We start from the raw sequence: 19,425 nt of genomic DNA on the forward strand, positions 1-19,425 counted from the left end.
AACCGGTGCTACCCAAGAATCGGGGAAGCTATGTTGCCTAGTTTATGCGTATGGCAGTACCGATTTCGCCACTTCAACCTCAGGTCCGGGTCCAACCCCATCGACTGTGCTGGTCTTGGAAGGTTTCATCGAAGGGCGTCTTTCGAGGTGAGATCACCAAGATCGCGGATTTCGCCCGAGGCGACGGAGAGGTTGTTGATCGAGACTGTTTTCGTTCGGTCTTTCTCGAAGGCCTGGAGGTTGTACTTGGTCCCGGGGACGAGGCCTTCGACTCGGAATCGGCCGTCTTCGGTGACTGGGAAACGGGCGGCATTGCCGGACACCGAGGTCACGACGTTTCCCTGGAAGTCCGGGCACGTCATCCCATCGATCCTGACGCTGCCTCCTAACTCGCCTCGGGTGTCCACGAGCCGTCCGGTGACGACGCCCCATGGCTCGAGCGTCGCAATCATCGGGCCGGACTGGTCGGCATGCACGGTGATCCTGGCGATCAATCGGCGGCGATTGTGCCAGAGTGTCATGGTCCGATTCTCTCCGGGCGCCAGGGCGTGGACCTTGTACTCGGAGGATTCGGACGGTTGCATTCTCTCTGCATTCGGTATGGAGACATCCTCGATGGCGACGACCCCCGTCAGGGGCTTCCCCTCGGGGTCGGTCATCTTGACCGTCACCGACCGGCCGGGATCGGCGGTGAGGTTCTGTGTGAACCCTTTAACGTGTCCTGGCAAACTGGTTTCTGAGAAATAATGATATGAATTTTTTGATAGCATGCATATAGTTTCGATGAAAAATTGGTTCTTGGGGCCTCGAACGTCTCCGGCCCCGACTCCCACCGCATACTCCCAGAAGAGAGCGGCTTTGAGAGTCATGAGGCCATGTCCGGGCAACCCGAGGACGCGATAATCACCGTCGCGGTTCGTCTCCCCACTTCTCTTGCGAGCCTGAACCAGGTCTTCGGACGCATCGCCCTTGGTGGCGTAGGGGTTGTCCGCGAAGGGATGATAGGAAACCACTCCCGCGACCGGGCGACCGGTGGAGCGGTCGATGGCCCGACCGCGGATCCAGATGCCGCGTTTCAAGCTGAAGGAGACGTCAACCGCCGCTTCGCCGGGCGGGATCGTGAACGACCGGTGCCCGTCGAAGTAAGGCTGGTCGTCGGGGACGGTGGCGGAGAGACTGACCTCGCGGCCGACCGGGAGGCCGACAAGGCGGTATCGACCGTCATGGTCGGTCACGGCCTTGAGCCGCGGTGTATTGACCCTCTCACGCATTTCAACCTCGACTCCGACGAGGGGGTGTCCGGTCCTGCCGTCGCGTACGAGACCGGTCACCAACCGTGTGGGTGCCGCAACGAAGTCGGAGTCGGCTCCGAGGATCTCGGGAACGTCGAAGTGAATGCCACTCTTGGGGATGTTGCCGGGCTCATAAGTTTTTGGCTTGCGTCGGACGGTGTCGGTTCGTCGCGTCATGATCGAGACTTCGGCCGTCTCGATCGTCGGCCCCTCGACGACGGCGGTGAGGATCCGCTCGCGGCCGATTCCTTTGATGTGGAACCGTCCGTCGGCTCCGGTGACAGCCGGCGGGATCATGCCTGCGAGCATCCCGGAGTCCGCCGGGATTTGCGACATCCGATTGACCTTCGGATCGACACAACCCTGAAGCCTGGCGGTCAGGTCGTTGTCTCTCGGGGACCAGATCCGTTCCGGCCGGACCGTCACGCCGGCCAAGGGGCGGCCCTGGAGGTCGATGATGCGTCCGTTGAGGGGCACGTCTTCGGTGAGTTGAAGGGTCTCGGGCTTCCCGGCCGCCTGGAACGTGGCGATTCCTAGGCCGTGTCCCGGTGCCTGTGCCATGACGAGGTATTGTGGTTCGGAATAAACAGGCTCCTCCGTCTTCGGCATCGCGGGCAATCCCACCTGGAAGCGACCGGCGGCGTTCGTCTTGGCGGTGAAAGGTGGGCGGGCTTTCTCGTCATGGAAAGAAAAGGCCGCGTGGAGCGAGGCTCCGGCGAAGGGCTTCCCTTGAGGGTCGAGCACGCGACCGGTGTAAAGAGCGGAGGGGGCCGCCGGCGCCAGGCTTTCGTTCGCGGTCGGCCTGGAAAGGGCCGAGGCGGATCCCGCAGGAGGCTGGACCATCGCCGGCTTGGGATCGTCGCGGTCGAGCGTGTCGATGAGCCCCAAGGTCATCGCCGCGACCATACCCAGAGCCAAAGTTGCGGATCCCACAGCGGTGAGCCGCGTGGCGATCATGCTCGTCAGGGTGGACTCGGCCAGGGCCGCCGCCACGCCCGAGGAGACTCTCCGCCCTCCCACCATCCCGACCACCGCCCGGACCGTCGAATGGAGCCGGGCATAGGGGACGGCCGCCGAGGCACCCTTTGCCAGGGAGGTGTCCAGGAGCCCGAAAGCGAGGGCGACACCGCGTTGGGTCAGTCGGGAACGGAGCGTTTCGCGGGCGTCGGCGAGCTTCCTGCGGACGGTGGCCTCGCCCCAGCGGAGCTCGGCGGCGGCCTGAGCATGTGTCTTACCCTGGAGGTAGCAGTGGACGATCGCGAGCCGGCACTTTTCGGGTAGTCGGGCGATCTCTTCGTGAAGGGTGGTCAGCAGGGCCGCATGAAGGTCGTCCTTAGGCTCTAACTCGAGTCTTAAGCTGCCGGCAGCCCGCTCGTGTTTCCGCCGTCGTTCGGCATTCGCGTTGGCCCTCAGGGCGACGTTCTGCGTGACGCGATAGAGCCATCCTGCCAAGGAGTGCTGCCCTCGGATGACTCGGGCTTTCTCGGCCAGCACGAGGAACGTGGCCTGGAAGGCATCCTCGACGTCCTGCGGATTCTTCAGGATGGCGCGACAGACGCTCAGGACCATCGGGCCGTGACGCGCGACGAGGGCCTCGAACGCCTTGGCATCCCCGTCCTTCAGGAAGCGTTCGAGGAGGAGTGCATCTCCGATCCCGGCCGTCGCCCCCTCGCGGAAGAGCGAGTCGATCTGCCGCAGCACGCTCCCTAACGTCGCGTCGGCCATTTCGCTGGCCTCCCGTGGATTCCTCAAGTCCGACCATTGGCCGGGTTTGGTCCTCATACCATAAAGAGATCCACGGGAGCAGCCAATCCGATCATGATTCCTTGCCTGCATTATTGGATGGACGCGAGTGAAACGGAAACCTACGGTTCTTCGGACGCTGTATGTCCGTGGAGCCAAGGTGGTTAGCGATTGGCCTCGCGCTTCGGCTCCGTGTGGACATCACCCAATTCGCGGGTTTCGCCCGGCGCGAGGGAGACGTCCTTGGCCAGGAAGGACTCGGTGCCGTACTTCTCCAAGGCCTGGAGGTTATATTTGGTCCCGGGCACGAGCCCTTCGACCTTGAACCGACCATCCTTGTCGGCGTGGAAGGTGGCTTCGTTTATGGAAAGAGTGATCCTGGAATTCTCTTGGATGATCGCCCGATCCATCCCCCTGACAGACACGCCTCCTCCCAGTTCGCCTCGGGATGACACGAGCCGACCGGTGACGACTCCCCAGGGCTGGAGTTTCATCGTGATGGGCCCGGATTGATCGTCGCGCACCGTGAGCCGCGCGATCAGGTGACGTTGCTGTTGCCAGAAGGTCAACGTCCTCGTCTCGCCAGGCCCGAGGCAGTGGATCACATATTCGGGGGACTTGGAGGCTTCGATCTGGTGTTGTCCCAGTGTTCTTGGATTCTCGATGACGACGATCCCTGAGAGTGGGTTCCCCTCCGCGTCGAGCGTTTTCACCGTGACGGACCGGCCGGGATCGGCGACGAGGTCCTGCGTGATCTCCGAGACGTGATCGGGCGGGTTGACCTCGACGAGGTTGTGGTAAGATCCAGGATCGCAACTTGGAAATGTCTTGAAATCCGAAAAGATCTTCTCGCCGCGGATCTCCTTGGCTCCCAGCCCCATGGCATAGGCCCATCGATTGGTTCGGAATGCGACGAGGCCGTGCCCTGGCAGCCCGACGATGCGATAGGAGCCGTCGGACTTGTTCCAGTTTGCCCTCTTTCGGTCAAGGTTCAGGTCGCCGAGGGCGTCATCCTTGCTGGCGTGGAGATTGTCCTCGAACGGGAAGTAGGTGGCGACTCCTGAGACTGGCCGACCGGTCGAGCGGTCGATGGCCCGACCGCGAATCCAGAGGCCTCGCCTCAGGTCGAAGGAGACGTCGGTCGATTCGCCGGGCCGAATCGTGAGTGAGTGATTTCCCTGGAAGTAGGGCTGGTCGTCGGGTGCAACGGCGGAGAAATCGATTTTGCGCCCGATGGGGAGGCCGACGAGGCGGTATCGGCCGTCGTGGTCGGTCGTGGCCTTGACGTGAGTCGAGGCGATGTAGTGGCTCGTCCCAACCTCGACACCAGCCAGAGGCCGGCCGGTCTCGCGGTCACGAACGAGACCGGTAACCGGCTGTGTGCGGGCGGCGATGAGATCGGAGTTGGAACCGAGGATCTGGGGCAGGTCGGAAGGGACGACTCGCATGATGTAGGGCGAGTAGGATCCTCCCGGCCCCTCGAGTCGCGGCATCGGTCGGACGGTCTCGGTCCGTCGCGTCATGATCGAGAACTCGGCCGTCTCGATCGTCGGCCCTTCGACGAGCGCCGTGAGGATCCTCTCGCGACCGAGCCCCTCGATGTGGAACCGTCCGTCAGCTCCGGTGACCGCCGGTGGGATCATTCCCTCAACCCAGCCGTTGACCGATGGGATCTCGTGGACTTGGGGTGACTCGACACGGGAGTAGGCCCGAAGCCGCGTGGACAGGTCACCATTGTTCGGGGACCAGAGCCACCTGGGGCGGATCGTCGCTCCGACGACGGGACGACCCTCGAGGTCGATGATCCGGCCGGTGAGCGGCAGGTCTTCGACAAGTTGGATGACCTCCGGTCTTCCCGAGGCGCCGATCTCCACCATACCGAACCCATAGCCCGGCGCACTCGCCGCCACGAAATATCGCATGGGAAGGTCGGTCGGAAACTCATCCTTGGAGCGAGCGCCGAGCTCCAGTCGAAAGCGACCGTTCGCGTCGGTCGTGGCCTTGAGAGGCGGCCGGAACTCCCAATTGCGCCAGGGGAACGCGGAGAAGAGCGTGGCGCCGGCGACGGGCTTCCCGCTCGGGTCGAGCACTCGACCGGCGTAGGTTGTTGCGACGACCTCTGAAGCTGAAGTTTCTTTGAGTGGGCCTTTGTCTCGTTTCGGTGCGTGCTGGGCCATCTCCGGTCGAGGCGCGTCCTCGGCGATTGCGGCGACGAGACCCATGCCCATCGTCGCGGCCAGGCCCAGGGCCAGCGTCGCGACCCCTGCAAAGGTGAGCCGGGCGGTCCCCATACCCTTGAGGGCGGCCTCGGCGAGAGCTGCGGCGACCCCGGTGGCAACCTCGCGGTTCGAGGCCATCGCGACGGCGGCCTTGACGGTGGAGCGGAGCCAGGGTTCCGGGATGGCGGCCGCAGCGTCGTGGACTGTGGAAGCGGTCAAGGCGGCGAGGGCAGGGGCGAGGCCCCGGCTGGTGAGTCGGGAGCGGAGGAGTTCGCGTGCGCCAGCGAGCCTCCTTCGGACGGTGGCCTCGCCCCATCGGAGCTCGGCGGCGGCCTGGGCGTGGGTCTTGCCCTCGAGGTAGCAGTGGACGACAGGGAGTCGGTACTTCTCGGGGAGCCGGTCCACCTCCTCGTGGAGGGTCAGGGATCGGTCGCGGGAGGATTTGCCGATGCCCAGGCACTCGTCCCTCGACTCGGCCGCGACACGCTCGTGCATGCGACGTCGAGTGACCTCGGCGTTGGCGAGGAGAGACACGCGCACGGCGACGCGATGGAGCCAGCCTCCCAGGACGTCCTTGCCTCGGATGGTCCCCGCCTTCTTCACGAGGACGATGAAGGTGGCCTGGAAGGCGTCCTCCGCGTCATCTCGATCCGAGAGCACGGCGCGGCAGGTGTTGAGGACCATCGGCCCATGCCGCAGCACGAGGGCCTCGAAAGCCTCGGCGTCGCCCCTGACGAGGAATCGTTCGAGGAGCGAACTGTCGGGGATGCTCGAGGCCGTCCCTTGCCGGAAGAGCGTGTCGATCCGCCGCAGGACGGACCCTCTCGTGATGCTTGCCATTCGACCCCTCCTGACCGAACTCGAACGCGTGTCGGGTGGTTCATCCACCCCTAACCCTTGAGAGGGGATCCGACCGGTCGACCCGATCAAGATTTTCGAAGTGCGCTCGGCATCGCCTACGGATGGCGGTGTGCCCATACCCTCAAGGTCGGAGCAGGGTACATAGAGAAGGGTGGCCGGGTCGGAGCGCAGCGACGCCCCGGACCGCGGGACGTCGAGGATCCCGGGGAGTCGCTGCGCTCCGACCCGGCCACCCAAGCTTTCCCCATCCTCACGCACCCTTTGCCGAGTGACAGGGGTATTCTGACGGATGCCGGAGGAGCCGGCCAGCGGTTGGTCCGGGTGAGGCCTTGCGTCTCTCGGTGCGGACCTGGATACGGGATGAGATGTGGCTGAGGATTCATCCATGAGTGAGCTCGAATCAGGGTGAATGTCGCGGCAATGGCACTCCGATCGCCACATGGCGTCATTTTCTGATGCCGTAATCAAGACCGACGTCGCCTAGAGGATTAATGGATTCAGCAACTGAGCCCCGTGTCGTGCAACTGCGGTTGCGAACGCTCATGATTACGGTGGCTGTCGTGGCCTTGGTGCTGGCCTTGGAGGAGCACATCCGTGCGGCGGTAGGCTCCGCAGACGACTTGGCCTTGCCTATCCTCATTCTCGAGGGGATCGCCGGGGCTGTGATCGTTGCGATCGGCGTCTTCGTCGGAGGTGTGATCCGATTCGTACGCAAGGATGACGCCTACGTCGCCCAATTGCGACGCAGGGAGGTTCCCGAGAGATGCCCCTTTCCACCCGCAGAGGGGAACTCGTCGGAGTCGGAATCATGGGAACTTATGTGATTCGATGGTGATCTCGAAGGCGTTTCGTCCCCCAACCTGTAGCCGAATCGGGGAGGAATGGGGGGGGGGAGGATTCACCACAAAGGCACAAAGGACGCAAAGTGAAAAACAAAACATTGTGTTTGGATTTGTAATTTCTTCCCGTCCTTTGTGCCTTTGTGGTGAATCCTCCTCTCTTATCAAAAGAAGTTCGGGTCAAGGGCCCATTCTCGGATTTTCGGGCGACACACGGACTTCGCCCAGATCCTTGGCTTCGCCGGGTTGGAGGGTCAGATTCCGGGCGATCTTGCCGACGAGCTTACCGTCGATGAGATCCCCGTCGAGGACGCTGAGGTTGTAGGCAACGCCGGGGACGAGGTTTTCGATGCGGAATCGCCCCTGCTCGTCGATGGTCGGGCGCAGGTACTCGGCGAAGAGGAAGGGCAAGCCATACGATTTCGGGTCGAGGCCGATGTGGACGGCGTAACCGGCGCGGGGCTGGCCGTCCTGGTCGAGCAAGCGGCCGACGAGAGAACTTGCCGGCCCGAGACGGACGACCTGCGGGCCTGACTCGTCGCCTCGCAAGACAAGGGTTCCGGCGAGGTGTTTCTCGACATGGCGGAAGAAGAGCGGGCGGAGGTGTCCAGGCTCGAGGCCGACGGCGACGAACTCGGCCGTCGGAAGCTTCGCGTCAGCCCCTATGGGATGAAGCCCGGCGACGTTCGTTCCCGAGAGGGGATGGCCGTCGGGCCCGAGGATTTGGCCGCGGACCTGCCGGCCGGGATCGAGCACGACGTCGCATTGGGCGGAGTCGGCGTCCTCGGCGGTCGTCACCGCGACGAAGGCCGAATAGGTGTGGACGTCGAAGGAGCGGGAGGCGGTGTTGAACGGGAAGTTCGGGTCGCCCTGGCGGTCCTTCGCGGGGATCTTGTCGAGGCCTTGGGCCCTCGGGTAGAGATTCCCGAAGGCGGTTTGGACGGCGAGGAGTCCGCGGCCGGGCAGGCCGACGATCTCGAAGATCCCATCGTCTCGCGTCGTCACCACGTTATGGTGGATGAATCGGACGTCCGAGGCCCGAAGGTTGTCGGCGAAGGCGTCATACTCGACGTTCGACGGGATGGGTCGCCCCGTGACTTTGTCAGTGACCCTCCCTCGGATCGGGATCCCGCGAGTGAGAGCGAAGTTGACTTCGGCGGGTGCCGCGCCGAAGCCACCGGGGACCTTGGCCTCCTCGGCGAAATAGGGCTGGCCCGTCCCCGGGACGGCCGCGATCAGGTTCCCCGCCCCCTGGGGCATGCCGACGAGTCGGTAGCGGCCTTCGGCGTCGGTCGTGGTCCGGACGCGGTCGTCGCCGTGGATCTTGCCCGTGGCGAAGAGTTCGCTGCGGACCGAGAGGCCCGGGATGGGGCGTCCCGTGGCCTTGTCGCGGACGACCCCGACGATCGGTCGCGTCGGCGCCGCGACGTAGTCGAAGGGGGAGCCGTGGATGACGATCTCGGGTTGCCCGCGCTCTTTCGGGAGCCTCGTCGTCGGCCCCGGTCGGGTCATGACCACGCATTCGTCCGAAGACGCGACGATCGTCGGGCCCTCGAACGCAAGCATGACGACCCGGTCTCGGCCGAACCCGGTCAGTCGATAGCGGCCGTCGGGGCCGGTGACCACGGGCTTGCCCCCGCCGAGGGCTTCGAGGTCCAGGTCCGGACGCAAGGCCTCCCTGAACTCTCGCACGCGGTCCTTCGATTTCGCGACCTTCTCGAGCCAGGAGGGAAGGTCGAGCTCCGCCGAGGCGTTGACCCGGACCCCTTTGACGGTGACCCCTGCCATCGGGCGTCCTTCGAGGTCGAGGACACGCCCGGTAATCGGGACGTCGTCCTTCACGAGCCTCAAGGTGAGGTCGCCGGCCTCGGTCGACGAGCGGAACCTCAACCAGCCCGGGCCATATCCGTCGGCGACTGCGGCGACCGACGGATGCAGCCATTTCGTGTGCGGGAGCAGTTGGGTCAATCCGGGGTCGGCGACGCGGATCCGGAAGCGGCCGTCGGGGCCGCTCTTCGTGCTGGGGCGGCTCGGGTGGTCGGGCGACCAGATCATGTCCCAGGCTTTGGGGAAGAATCGCACCGTCGCCCCGACCACCGGCTTGCCCTCGGGGTCGAGGACACGCCCCACGACGTCCAGGGGAGCCTTTTCGCCCTCGGGGATCGCCGGCGAGTTGGCGACGGCCGTGGGCGTTTTGGTTGTTCCAGGCTCGTCGTCTCGCCTCGGGTTGTCCGCGAGCACGACGACCGAGGTGCAGGCCAGCGTGACGAGGATCAGGAGGATCGCGGCCGACGTCTTGGCCTGGGCCAGAACGAGGCTGGTGGCCACTCTCCCGGCCCACGCGACGGCGATCGGCGAGGCGGCTCCCGAGGTCGTCCCCAACGCGGCACGGACTGTTGCGTTGATCCAGCCTTCGGGCAAGGCCGCCGAGGCCTGGCGGGTCGGGATGGTCGCCAGGATACCCCCCGCGAGCGTGGCGCCTCGACGAGTCAGGCGTTTGCGGAGCAAGGCCCGAGCCCGCTCCAGGCGGCCTCGGACCATCCCTTCGGTCCAGCGCAAGCGGGCCGCGGCCTCGCCTTTGGTGAGTCCTTCGAGGTCGCAGAGGACGACGGGGAGGCGATACTTGCTGGGGAGTTGCTCGACCTCTTCGTGGAGCATCGGCCGCCAGTCGTCCGCGTGCTGGCTTCGGTCGTCGATTGTGCGGACGTCCTTCCCCGCCTGCCGCTCTCGTGTACGCTGACGCGCGGAGTCGGCGTTGGCGTGGAGGGCGATGCGGTACGCGACGCGATGGAGCCAGCCCCCGAGCGCATCCTCTCCTCGAATCGACGGGGCCTTCTTGACCAGGACGAGGAAGGTGGCCTGGAACGCGTCCTCGGCGTCGTGGGGATCCTTGAGGACGGCCCGGCAGGTCCCCAGGACCATCGCCCCGTGCCGCTCGACCAGCGAGGCGAAGGCGTCCCCGTCCCGTCGGGCGACGAACCGCTCGAGCAACTGGGCGTCGCTCAGCCCCCCGACGGCCCCTTCGCCGAAGAGCCGATGAATGTGCGGCAGGGTCGCCCCGAGTTGCATGCTGGCCATCGTCAGTCCCTCCTCCGGCCTCCAAGGTCATTTCACCATACTGAGGGGAGGCCGGGGGGGATCGACATGAACTTTCTCGGATCGTTTGACGCCCAGCTCATTCGGGCGAACCGTGGACGTCGCCGAGGTCTCGGGTTTGCCCGGGGCGCGGCTTGAACTCCTCGACGAGGACTTCGTAGTCCCTGGAGGTACGGGAATAGGCCGAAACGTTGTAGAACATGTCCGCAACCAGCCCTTCGATACGGAACCGGCCCTCATCATCCGTCGTTGCCGAGGGCCAGGTGGGAGTAATGCCCAGCAACATCCTCGACGGGTTCCTCTCGGTAGATCGGGCCGTGACAACGAACTTTGGTCGGGGATTCCCCCGGGCGTCCACGAGTCGGCCGGCGATCGAGGCGCAAGGGACGAGCTTGACGGCCACGGCCTCCGTTTCGTCTCCCCGAAGCATGACGGACGTGCCAAGTCGGCGACCCGGATGCTGAATCACGACGAATCGCTCATGGCCTGGCTTCAGTGCCGTGACCGTGAAGGAGGCGGTGTCGAGGGTACGACTTGAGTTGTTATCGATCATCGATCCCAGCCCGAAGGCGATCGTCCCGGCGAGGGGGCGGCCGTCGGGATCGAGCACCGTCCCCGAGAGCGTCCGGCCGGGGTCGAGCGTGACGTCGCGAGAGAACGAGTCGATCCCTCCCGGGATGTCGAGAGTCGCGACGGCATTCGCAAATGCAGACTTGAGCGATTCGGCCGATTCGGCGAATGCCTCGGGCTCGGCCGTCGTGAAGCGGCCGGCATCCGACGCCGAGGCGATGAGGAGGCCTCGTCCTGGCAGGCCGACAACCTCGAATTCGCCGTCGGTTCCGGTCGCCGGTCGTTGTCGGAGGAACCTCGAGCTGTTGTAGTTGAGTTCGGCAAGCCTTGGGTTGTCGCCGGTGGGCATATAAGAAACCGTACCTCGCACGGGCTTGCCGGTCGCCTTGTCGATGAGGCGACCCCGGATCGCGACCCCATGCTCGAGCTCGATGTCCGAGATGATGGGGGCCGAGCCGGGCAGCTCAATCGGCGACTCGTTCGTGTTGAGGTAAGGCATGCCGGGGCCCGGCCCGGCGCTCAGGCGATAGGCCTTGCCCAGCGGCATTCCTTCGATGCGATAGGCGCCTTGGTCGTCGGTCGTCACCGTACCGGCGGATCCATGGCGGCCCGGTGGCTCATCACACGTGGCAGAGACTCGGATGCCCGGCAGGGGGCGGCGCGTGACCCTGTCTCGGACGGTGCCGACCACCAGACGCCCCGGTGCGGCGGCATAATCGAATGAGGGTCCATGGATCCGAAACTTGAGTTCGGGCCCCGTCTCGGTCGCTGGCCCCGGGCGGGTCGCGACCTTCACGCCCCCCCTCTCGATCGATGGGCCCTGGAAACCCAGCTCGACGACTCGGTCCTTGCCGAATCCCTTGAGTTGGAATCGTCCGTCGACGCCGGTCGTTGCGGCCCGCGTGAGCGTCGAGTGGACGAGGATCAGGCGCTTCGCCGTGACGTCCTTCGGCATCTCGGCGATGTTCGCGAAGGACTCCTTGATCCAGCGCTCCAGGTGATTCGGTCCCGTGACCGTCGTGGCCTTCACGGCCACGCCTGCGATCGGATGACCTTCCAGGTCGACGACTCGCCCAAGGATCGGGACGTCGTCCTTGGCCAGCCTCAAGATCAACTCACCACCGGGTACGACGGATCCAACCTGCTCCCAGTCGGGCCCGTACCCCTCGGCCGTCGCGATGATCTGGGCCGATCGCCAAGGCTCGGGGCTGTGCGTGATCGAATCGATGCTCGACTTGACGAACGTGACTTTGAATCGGCCCTCGGCGTCGCTCACGGCCCTGGCGGCCGGGACCGGCTCGGGGGCGTTCCCAAAATAGAAGTCGGGGAGGACGGTGATCGCCGCCCCAACGAAGGGTTTCCCCTCGGGGTCGAGCACCCGGCCGACGAGGCTGACTTCGCTCGACGGGGCCGACGCCGGGACGGCCGTCTTTGGGGCCTCTTGACCGGCCCGAGGCTTCACCGTTACGGGTGATGCCCCCTGGGTGACGTCTTTCGCCTCGTCACTCAAGGCCAGTCCGCCCAGGATCGCGAGCACTCCGGCGAGTGACAGGGTCGACGCTCCGACGCCGACGATCCGGGCCAACCACATGCTCCGGAGAGCCCCCTTTGCCAACGAGGCGACCGACGCGGAGACTACCGACGAGTTCAACGAGGCGCTCCGCGCGACCCGGCTTGTCTCGCGGACCAAGGCCTCGGTCACCGCCTTGGCGTCCCCGGCCGCGAGGCCTCCCAAAAGTCCGAGAGGGGGAGCGACGCCTCGCCGCGTCAGCCGTCGCTTCAAGACATGCCTCGCGTCGGTCAACCTCCTGCGGACGGTCGCCTCGCCGCAGTGGAGTCGTGTGGCGGCCTGGGGTTGGGTCAGGCCCTCGAGCTCGCAGAGGACGACGGGTAGCCGGAGCTTCTCGGGGAGCCGGTCGATCTCGTCATGCAAGGCGGTTTGGGGATCCTCGCCGACCTGCGGGCGAGTCTCGAGCTCGGCCCGGGACGCGGCGATCCGTTGGAGCTCGCGTCGCCGGGCGGCGTCCGCGTTGGCCTGGGCGGTCACGCGTCGGGCGATCCGATGGAGCCAGCCGCCGAGGACCTCGCACTTGCGGATCGAATGGGCCTTCTGGACGAGGACGAGGAAGGTGGCCTGGAACGCATCCTCGGCGTCGTCGGGGTCGATCAACGAGGCCCGGCAGACCGCCTGGACCATCGGTCCGTGTCGAATGACGAGGGCCTCGAAAGCGTCGGCGTCGCCTCGGGCGAGGAAACGCTCAAGGAGTTGGGGATCGGTGAGGGCGGCGAGATTCCCGAGGTCGAAGAGCGTGTGGATCTGCCGCAACGCGGCGCCGAGGGTTCCGCTGGCCATCTCGCCGGCCCTCCTTCGTTTGATCGTGCGAATGCCCCGAGTCGATGAAGATCCTCTCGACTCGACCGCTTAAAGAGGGCTCGGCGCGGGCATTCCGATCAATTTTCTCAGATCGTGGGGGCCGAGGCGAGTGGCCGCGACACCGATCCCATCAACGTGGGATCGTGATGTCGCCCAGGTCGCGCGACTCTCCCGGCTGGAGGGTCAGGCGCTTGAGTCGGTCGTTCTGCTTGAGCGGAGCGCCATTCTTGGCGGTGGGGAACAAGCCCGCAGCCAGGCCCGGGACCAGCCCTTCGACCCGGAAGCGGCCATCGGGGCCGGTCATGACTCGAGACAAACCGGGAAGCTCCATGGTGGGCCGCTCGGCGTCGTCCGGGCCCGCCCAGAGGCCGACGTGGATCGGGACGTCCTCAATCGGCTGGCCGTCGGCGTCAAGCAGCCGGCCCGAGGCCGTGCTCCAGGGCTCGAGCGCGAGGGCCACCGGCGCCTGGTCGGCCCCCGAGACGACGCAGGTGCCCGCGAGCTTGCGGCCCGGATGCAAGGCCACCAGGGGACGTCGCTGGGTCCGGTCGAGTCCGGCGACCGTAAATTCGGCCGTCGGCAGGACCTTGGGGGTGTCGAACCGGCCCAGAAGTCCCGCGATGGTCGCCCCCGACAGGGTTTTTCCGTCCGGCCCGACGATCGACCCGGACCGGGACAGGGCCGGTTCGAGCCGAAGGTCCGAAGGAGGGCCTGGGTCGTCGGCCTTGGGGTTGATCAAGGCGTAAGCAAAATACATCGGCAAGAAGATGGCGTGGCCGTTCATGTCCGTCAGCATGTCGTTATTTTCCGATCCTGCGCCTCCGTTCTCCCGGGGCTTCCGCGCGGGGAGATATCGCGTGGAGAGCTCGCCGGAGCGATCGTGGAGATAGACGAGGATGACCCCAGGCCCCGGGCCGACGACGAGCTCGAAGGTGCCGTCCTCATTGATCGAGTGGCCGCTGATACTTTGCCGGAACATCTCGCCGGAGGGGGTGTCGCGGAAGAATGTGTTGCCGGTGAGGGGGCGATAGACGAGGCCCGGCCTGGGCTCCTCCGCGAGCCGTCCCGTCCCCATTTCGGAGACCCGCCCTCGGACCTTCACCCCTCGCTCGAGTTCGAAGTCGACGTCGGGGGTACGCAGGCCGCTGTCGCGGGGGGCGGACTTGGCCGCGGGCAGGTAGATGCTTTTCTCGCCGGCGAAGGCGTGGAGGCGGACCTCGGAGGCGACGGCGAGGCCGTCGAGGTGGTATCGGCCCTGGTCGTCGGTGGTCGTCTCGACGTTCTGGTTGTGGCCTTCACCCACGCCGAAGCCTCGGACCTGGATCCCGGCCAGGGGCTTGCCGGTCGCCTTGTCGCGGATCGTCCCGGAGAGGGAGCGGGCTGGGCCGGCGAGGAGGTCGAGCGTGGGCCCGTACGGCGGTTGGCCTTGTCGGTTCACCTTGCCGAGCATCGCGGTCTTGGCGGAGGCGTTGAGCGTCTTGGGATCCAGGCCGGGTCGGGTCAGGACGCGGATCATCGTCTGTTCGATCCCCGGGCCCGAGATGGCCAGGCGGACGGCCCGCTCTCGGCCGACGCCGACGAGTCGGAATCGACCGTCCTGGCCGGCTTTCAACGAGTTCGGCAGGCCGGCCAGCGAGGGGGTGAACAGGACCTTCCGCAAGCTGGTCTCGGCGTTGATATCGCCGCGTTTCCAGGCGTCGAGATAGGCGTCCAGGGTCCCTTCGCGGCTGGTTTCGATCCGTTCGAGGCGGACGACCGCGCCGGCGACGGGCTTTCCCTGGAGGTCGAGCACTCGACCGACGATCGGGACCTCGTCGGGGGCGAGTCGCAAGGTCAGCTTGGGGCCCTGGCCGGGATCGGATAGGGTGCCCCAGTCGGGGCCGTACCCCTCGGCCGACGCGACGACCGTGTGGTGCCGCCAGAGGTTGCCCGCCTCGGCCTTGGCGACGGTGAAACGGAACCGTCCCTCGCGGTCGCTGACCGCGTTCGGCTTCGGCACCACACCCGGGTCCGGTTCCCGGCCGAAGTATCTCAAGGCCGCTCCCGAAAACGGAGTCCCGTCCGGGGCGAGGACCTGGCCTTCGAAGACCACCTCGTCGGTCGCCTCCGCCTTGGCCGGGGCCGCATCCGTCTTCGCGGTTCCCGGCGTCGAAGCCTGGTGCGGCGGAGGTGCGTCATCCCGGGCGTCGGCCCCCACGACGACGGCACCACCGCCCAGGGCGAGGGCCAGGACGACCGCCGTCAGCCCCGACAACCTCGCGAGGGTCATCGCCCGGAGCGTCCCCCGGACCAGGAGGAGCGTCGGGGCCGAGACAGCTCCCGACACGGACGTCCCGAGGACGACCGCGGCCGCTGCCCTGACCGTGGCGGAGGCGCAGGCCTTGGGAACCGCCGCCGAGGCTTCGCCCGTGAGCATCGTCGCGAGCACGCCGGCCGACAGCGTGACCCCGCGCCGGGTCAACCGCGAGCGGAGCAGTTCCCGGGCCCGGTCGAGCCGGCCTCGGACCATCCACTCGGTCCAGCTCAGTCGTTGGGCGGCCTGCTGCCGGGTCATCCCCTCGAGGTCGCAGAGCACCATCGGCAGGCGGTATTTCTCGGGGAGCCGGTCGATCTCGGCGTGGAGCAGGGGGCGGAGATCCTCGTGCCCTCGATCGGCATCCGGGACGGCCGTGTCGAGCTCTCCGACCTCCCGCTCTCGCCCCCGGCGCCGTTTGGCGACGTCGTTGGCATGGAGGGCGATGCGGTACGCGACGCGATGGAGCCACCCCCCGAGGGCGTGCTGCCCCTGGATCGAGTGCGCCTTCTTGAGGAGGACGAGGAACGTGGCCTGGAAGGCGTCGTCGGTGTCGTGCGGATCCTTGAGGATCGCGCGACACGTCCCCAGGACCATCGCCCCGTGCCGCTCGACGAGCGAGGCAAACGCGTCCTCGTCGCGGTTCGTGAGGAACCGGTCGAGGAGCTGGGCGTCGGACAGGCCGACGCGCGTCCCCTCGTGAAAGAGCCGTTCGATCTGCTGAAGTGCCGCCCCGAGCTGCGCCATCGCCATGACCTCGCCTCCTCCGAGTTCGTGATCCCGATTGTACTGAGGGGGGCTGAGGATGGCTCTGGCGCGGGATTTTTGGAAAAAGTGGATGCCCCTCGTTGATCTCCACGGGTGGTGTGCGGGGAGAACTCTTCACCACAAAGGCACGAAGGGAGGATACTAAGGGTACGAATCCTTTTCGAGCCCCTATTTGAGCTTTCTTTGTGCGTTGTCGCGTTCGTGATGCGTTTTCGACGAGGCAATGGGTTGTCGCACGGTTTGTGCGACTTTCTGAAGTGCGCAATAGCCAAGGTGGAATGCGCTCTTGTAAGTGATCCAGGATTCTATTCGGACGGCACCTTCGTCTCCACCACGTCGCCCCAGTCTTTGGTCTCTCCGGGGCCGATCGTCCAGTGGAATTCTGTGGGCTCGGGCGCGGGGGTGATCAGGCTGTCCGCATGCTGTCCGTTACTGGGGATGACCTCGATGTAGTATGGCATTCCGGGCACCAACCACTCGATGCGGAATCGGCCGTCGCGGCCGGTGATGATCCGGCCATTCAGGTGTTCTTCCGACGACTCCTCGCCGTTCGACTTGCGATCGTAATGGACGTGGAGGCCGACGTTGGGGCGGGGGTGGCCGTTGGCGTCGACGAGGCGGGCGACGACGGCGCCGGTCGGCCGGAGCTCGACGCGGAGAGGGCCGGGCTCGAGGCCTGTCACCTCAAGGGATCCCCCGAGGTGCTTGGCCTCGTGGATGAAGAACAGGGTTTCGTGCATGCCCGGCTTCGGGCTCCGATAGGTGAACTCCGAGGTTTTCAGAACGTTCTTCTCCTCGAACCCGCAGCAGCCATCGACGCCGACTTCGAGCGAGCCGGCGACGGGTTGTCCGTCCGGTCCGACGAGGCTCCCCTTCTGCTCTCGGCCTCGATCGAGGGAGACGTCGAGAGCGATGGGCCTCGTGTCCGCTGGTGGGTTGATCACGATGTATTTATGACCTTCGGATGCGGACATGAGGCGGAAGGGCTCGAGGATCTTGGCATCGATATCGGGGGACGGCTTCGGGGCCGTGAGATATCCCGAATCCCTCGCATCGACCGACAATACGCCTCCGGCATGCGTCACCACCAGGCGGAACCGACCGTTCGCGTCGGTCAGGACGTCGCTTTGCTCGGGCGTTTCTGAGCCGATTGCCCCGTCAGGAGCCTCGCGGAACGGGTGGTAACGGACCCAGGAGGAGACGGGTCGGCCGGACAGGCCGTCGGTGACCTTGCCGTTCACTTCGACACCTCGCGTCAGCGTGAGGTCGGCGGTGATCGACGCGGGATGGCCGGGTGTGTCGAGCTTCCGCGAGGTCCTCGGGTAGGGCTCACCCTCGGGCATGACCGAGAGAGAGACGGCCTCATCGGTGACTGCTCCGATCAGGCGATAGCGCCCTCGTTCGTCGGTCAAGGCCGAGTTGTAGGGGTAGGAGAACGACTGGACCCTCAACTTCGACAGCGGCTTCCCCGAGTCGCGGTCGCGGACGATTCCCGAGACCGCCCGTCCCGGGGTGGCGACGATGGCCGGGCGCGGCCCGAGCAGTGGGATCACTCGTCCCGTCCCCGAGCCGTCGTCGGGCAAGAGGATCTTTGAGAAGCCCGGATCGGAAGTGGTGAGGATCATATGAGACTCCTCCAGGATGTTCGAGGCCCCCACGTCGATGACCGCAATCCGGTCGCGGCCGATCCCCGAGAGTCGGAATTGGCCGTTGGCGTCGGTTCGGGTTTTCGGGAGGACCCCCGTGTCGCCCGGGGCGAACCGCCGGAACAGGGGTTGCCAGAGGTCTGGGTTCTCCCGGCCTTGATTGGCCCGGATGAGCTCTAGCCAGGCTTTGACGTCCCCGTTCGGCACCGCGATGAGGCTGATGACCGCCACCTTGGCGTCGACGACGGGACGGCCTTCGAGGTCGAGGATTCGGCCGACGACCGGGACCTCGTCGACCTTGAGCCGCAACTCGAGCTCCTTCTTGCCGACCTCGGGGTCGATGTGCTGCCAGCCCGGCGCGAAACCTTCGGCGAGGGCTCCGAGGCAGACGCCGAAGGCGTACGACCCGTCCTCGTCCAACTCGTTGCGGGAGGCGCGGAACCGGAACCGACCGTCAGGTCCGGTCGTGGCCCGGACCGGCAGGGGAGGGGGGAAGTACTGCTCGTCGACGCTGTGGACCGACACCACGAGGTAGAGCCGCGCCCCAGCCCTTGGCGTCCCATCCGGCCCGACGACTCGGCCGTGGACCTCGATCATCTCTGCCTCGGCGTTCTCGACCGGCTTCGTCTGGGATTTCGGCTTGTGTTCGGGGGAGGCCATCGCTCCCGCAGGACGTGGTTGTTCGCCATGGTCCTCTTCGATCCCGACAGAGGCGCAGGCGGCCGAGGCGATCGCGAGCGAGGCCAGGGCGATCGCCGCGCGGGTGACCTTCGCCGCGAACATCGCCCGCGAGACTCGGGTCGCGAGGGTGACGGCGGCCGTGCGGCCGACCGGACTTCCGGAGGCCAGGAGCACCGCGGCCGAGGCGGTCGCGCGGGCCGAGGCTTCCGAGACGACGGCCTCGGCCTGGGTCGCTTCGAGGGCTACCAGCAAGGTTCCAATAGGTGCGATCCCACGCCGGGTCAGGCGGGTCTTGAGGAGGTCGCGGCCTCGCGCGAGCCTCCGCCGGAGCGTCGCCTCGCCGCAGCGGAGCCGGGCCGCGGCCTGGAGGTGGGAGAGCCCCTCGAGGTGGCAGAGGACGATCGGGATCCGGTATCGGTCCGCCAGTCGGCCGACCTCCTCGTGGAGCGCCGCGATCGAGCCGTCGTCGCGGGTTTCGGGGGGCTCGGACGTCGCCCGGCCCGGGAGGGAGAGTCGCAACGCTTGGCGTCGGTATCCGTCGGCGTTGGCCTGGGCGGCGACTCGGTGGGAGACCCGATGGAGCCAGGCGCCGAGGGCGTCGTGGCCCCGGATCGTCCGGGCCTTCCGGACCAGGACGAGGAACGTGGCCTGGAAGGCGTCTTCGACGTCGCCCGGGTCGTCGAGGAGGGCCCGGCAGACGGCCATCACCATCGGGCCGTGTCGCGCGACGATGGCCTCGAAGGCCTCGGCTTCGCCCCGGTTGAAGAATCGCTCGAGGAGCTGGGAGTCGTGGACCGCCGAGAGGTTCCCGTCGAGAAACAGCCTGTGGATCTGCCGCAACGCGGCACCGAGGGAAACGCTGCTGGCCATCTCGCCGACCCTCCGATGGTTTGAGGCTGGGGACATGCTCGAGAGGGCAGGCTCTCGACTTGACCACTAAAGAGGGCCCGGCGGAGAGACGACGATCATTTTTCCCTCGAAATCCTCGACGACATCGCCCCGAAAGTCGGCTTTGCAGAAAAGGGGAGACTCACCACAAGGAC

The 19,425-nt window shown here is 66.3% G+C and carries 7 protein-coding genes; 1 reads left to right on the top strand and 6 read right to left on the bottom strand.

The window, feature by feature from the left end; all coding sequences use genetic code 11:
- Nucleotides 1-125 precede the first annotated feature (125 nt).
- On the bottom strand, nucleotides 126-3,017 hold the full coding sequence (locus ACYOEI_RS22675) for a sigma-70 family RNA polymerase sigma factor (RefSeq protein ID WP_462851865.1): 2,892 nt from the start codon (nucleotides 3,015-3,017) through the stop codon (nucleotides 126-128).
- Nucleotides 3,018-3,199: 182 nt separating this feature from the next.
- Nucleotides 3,200-6,094: a sigma-70 family RNA polymerase sigma factor gene (locus ACYOEI_RS22680; RefSeq protein WP_462851866.1), complete on the bottom strand. Its 2,895-nt coding sequence runs from the start codon at nucleotides 6,092-6,094 to the stop codon at nucleotides 3,200-3,202.
- Nucleotides 6,095-6,606: 512 nt separating this feature from the next.
- On the opposite strand from ACYOEI_RS22680, the gene ACYOEI_RS22685 reads away from it, so the two are divergent.
- On the top strand, nucleotides 6,607-6,939 hold the full coding sequence (locus tag ACYOEI_RS22685; protein ID WP_462851867.1) for a hypothetical protein: 333 nt from the start codon (nucleotides 6,607-6,609) through the stop codon (nucleotides 6,937-6,939).
- Nucleotides 6,940-7,134: 195 nt separating this feature from the next.
- Here ACYOEI_RS22685 and ACYOEI_RS22690 read toward each other — a convergent pair whose 3' ends face one another.
- From ACYOEI_RS22690 to ACYOEI_RS22705, 4 genes are all read right to left on the bottom strand, one after another.
- Nucleotides 7,135-10,032, bottom strand: coding sequence for a sigma-70 family RNA polymerase sigma factor (locus tag ACYOEI_RS22690; protein ID WP_462851868.1), 2,898 nt, complete (start codon nucleotides 10,030-10,032; stop codon nucleotides 7,135-7,137).
- Between the two features lie 97 nt (nucleotides 10,033-10,129).
- Nucleotides 10,130-12,973: a sigma-70 family RNA polymerase sigma factor gene (locus ACYOEI_RS22695; protein ID WP_462851869.1), complete on the bottom strand. Its 2,844-nt coding sequence runs from the start codon at nucleotides 12,971-12,973 to the stop codon at nucleotides 10,130-10,132.
- A gap of 151 nt (nucleotides 12,974-13,124) precedes the next feature.
- Nucleotides 13,125-16,040, bottom strand: a complete 2,916-nt coding sequence (locus ACYOEI_RS22700; RefSeq protein WP_462851870.1) for a sigma-70 family RNA polymerase sigma factor — start codon at nucleotides 16,038-16,040, stop codon at nucleotides 13,125-13,127.
- A gap of 320 nt (nucleotides 16,041-16,360) precedes the next feature.
- Nucleotides 16,361-19,252, bottom strand: a complete 2,892-nt coding sequence (locus ACYOEI_RS22705) for a sigma-70 family RNA polymerase sigma factor (protein WP_462851871.1) — start codon at nucleotides 19,250-19,252, stop codon at nucleotides 16,361-16,363.
- Between the last annotated feature and the right edge of the window lie 173 nt (nucleotides 19,253-19,425).

The organism is Singulisphaera rosea (assembly GCF_054877945.1).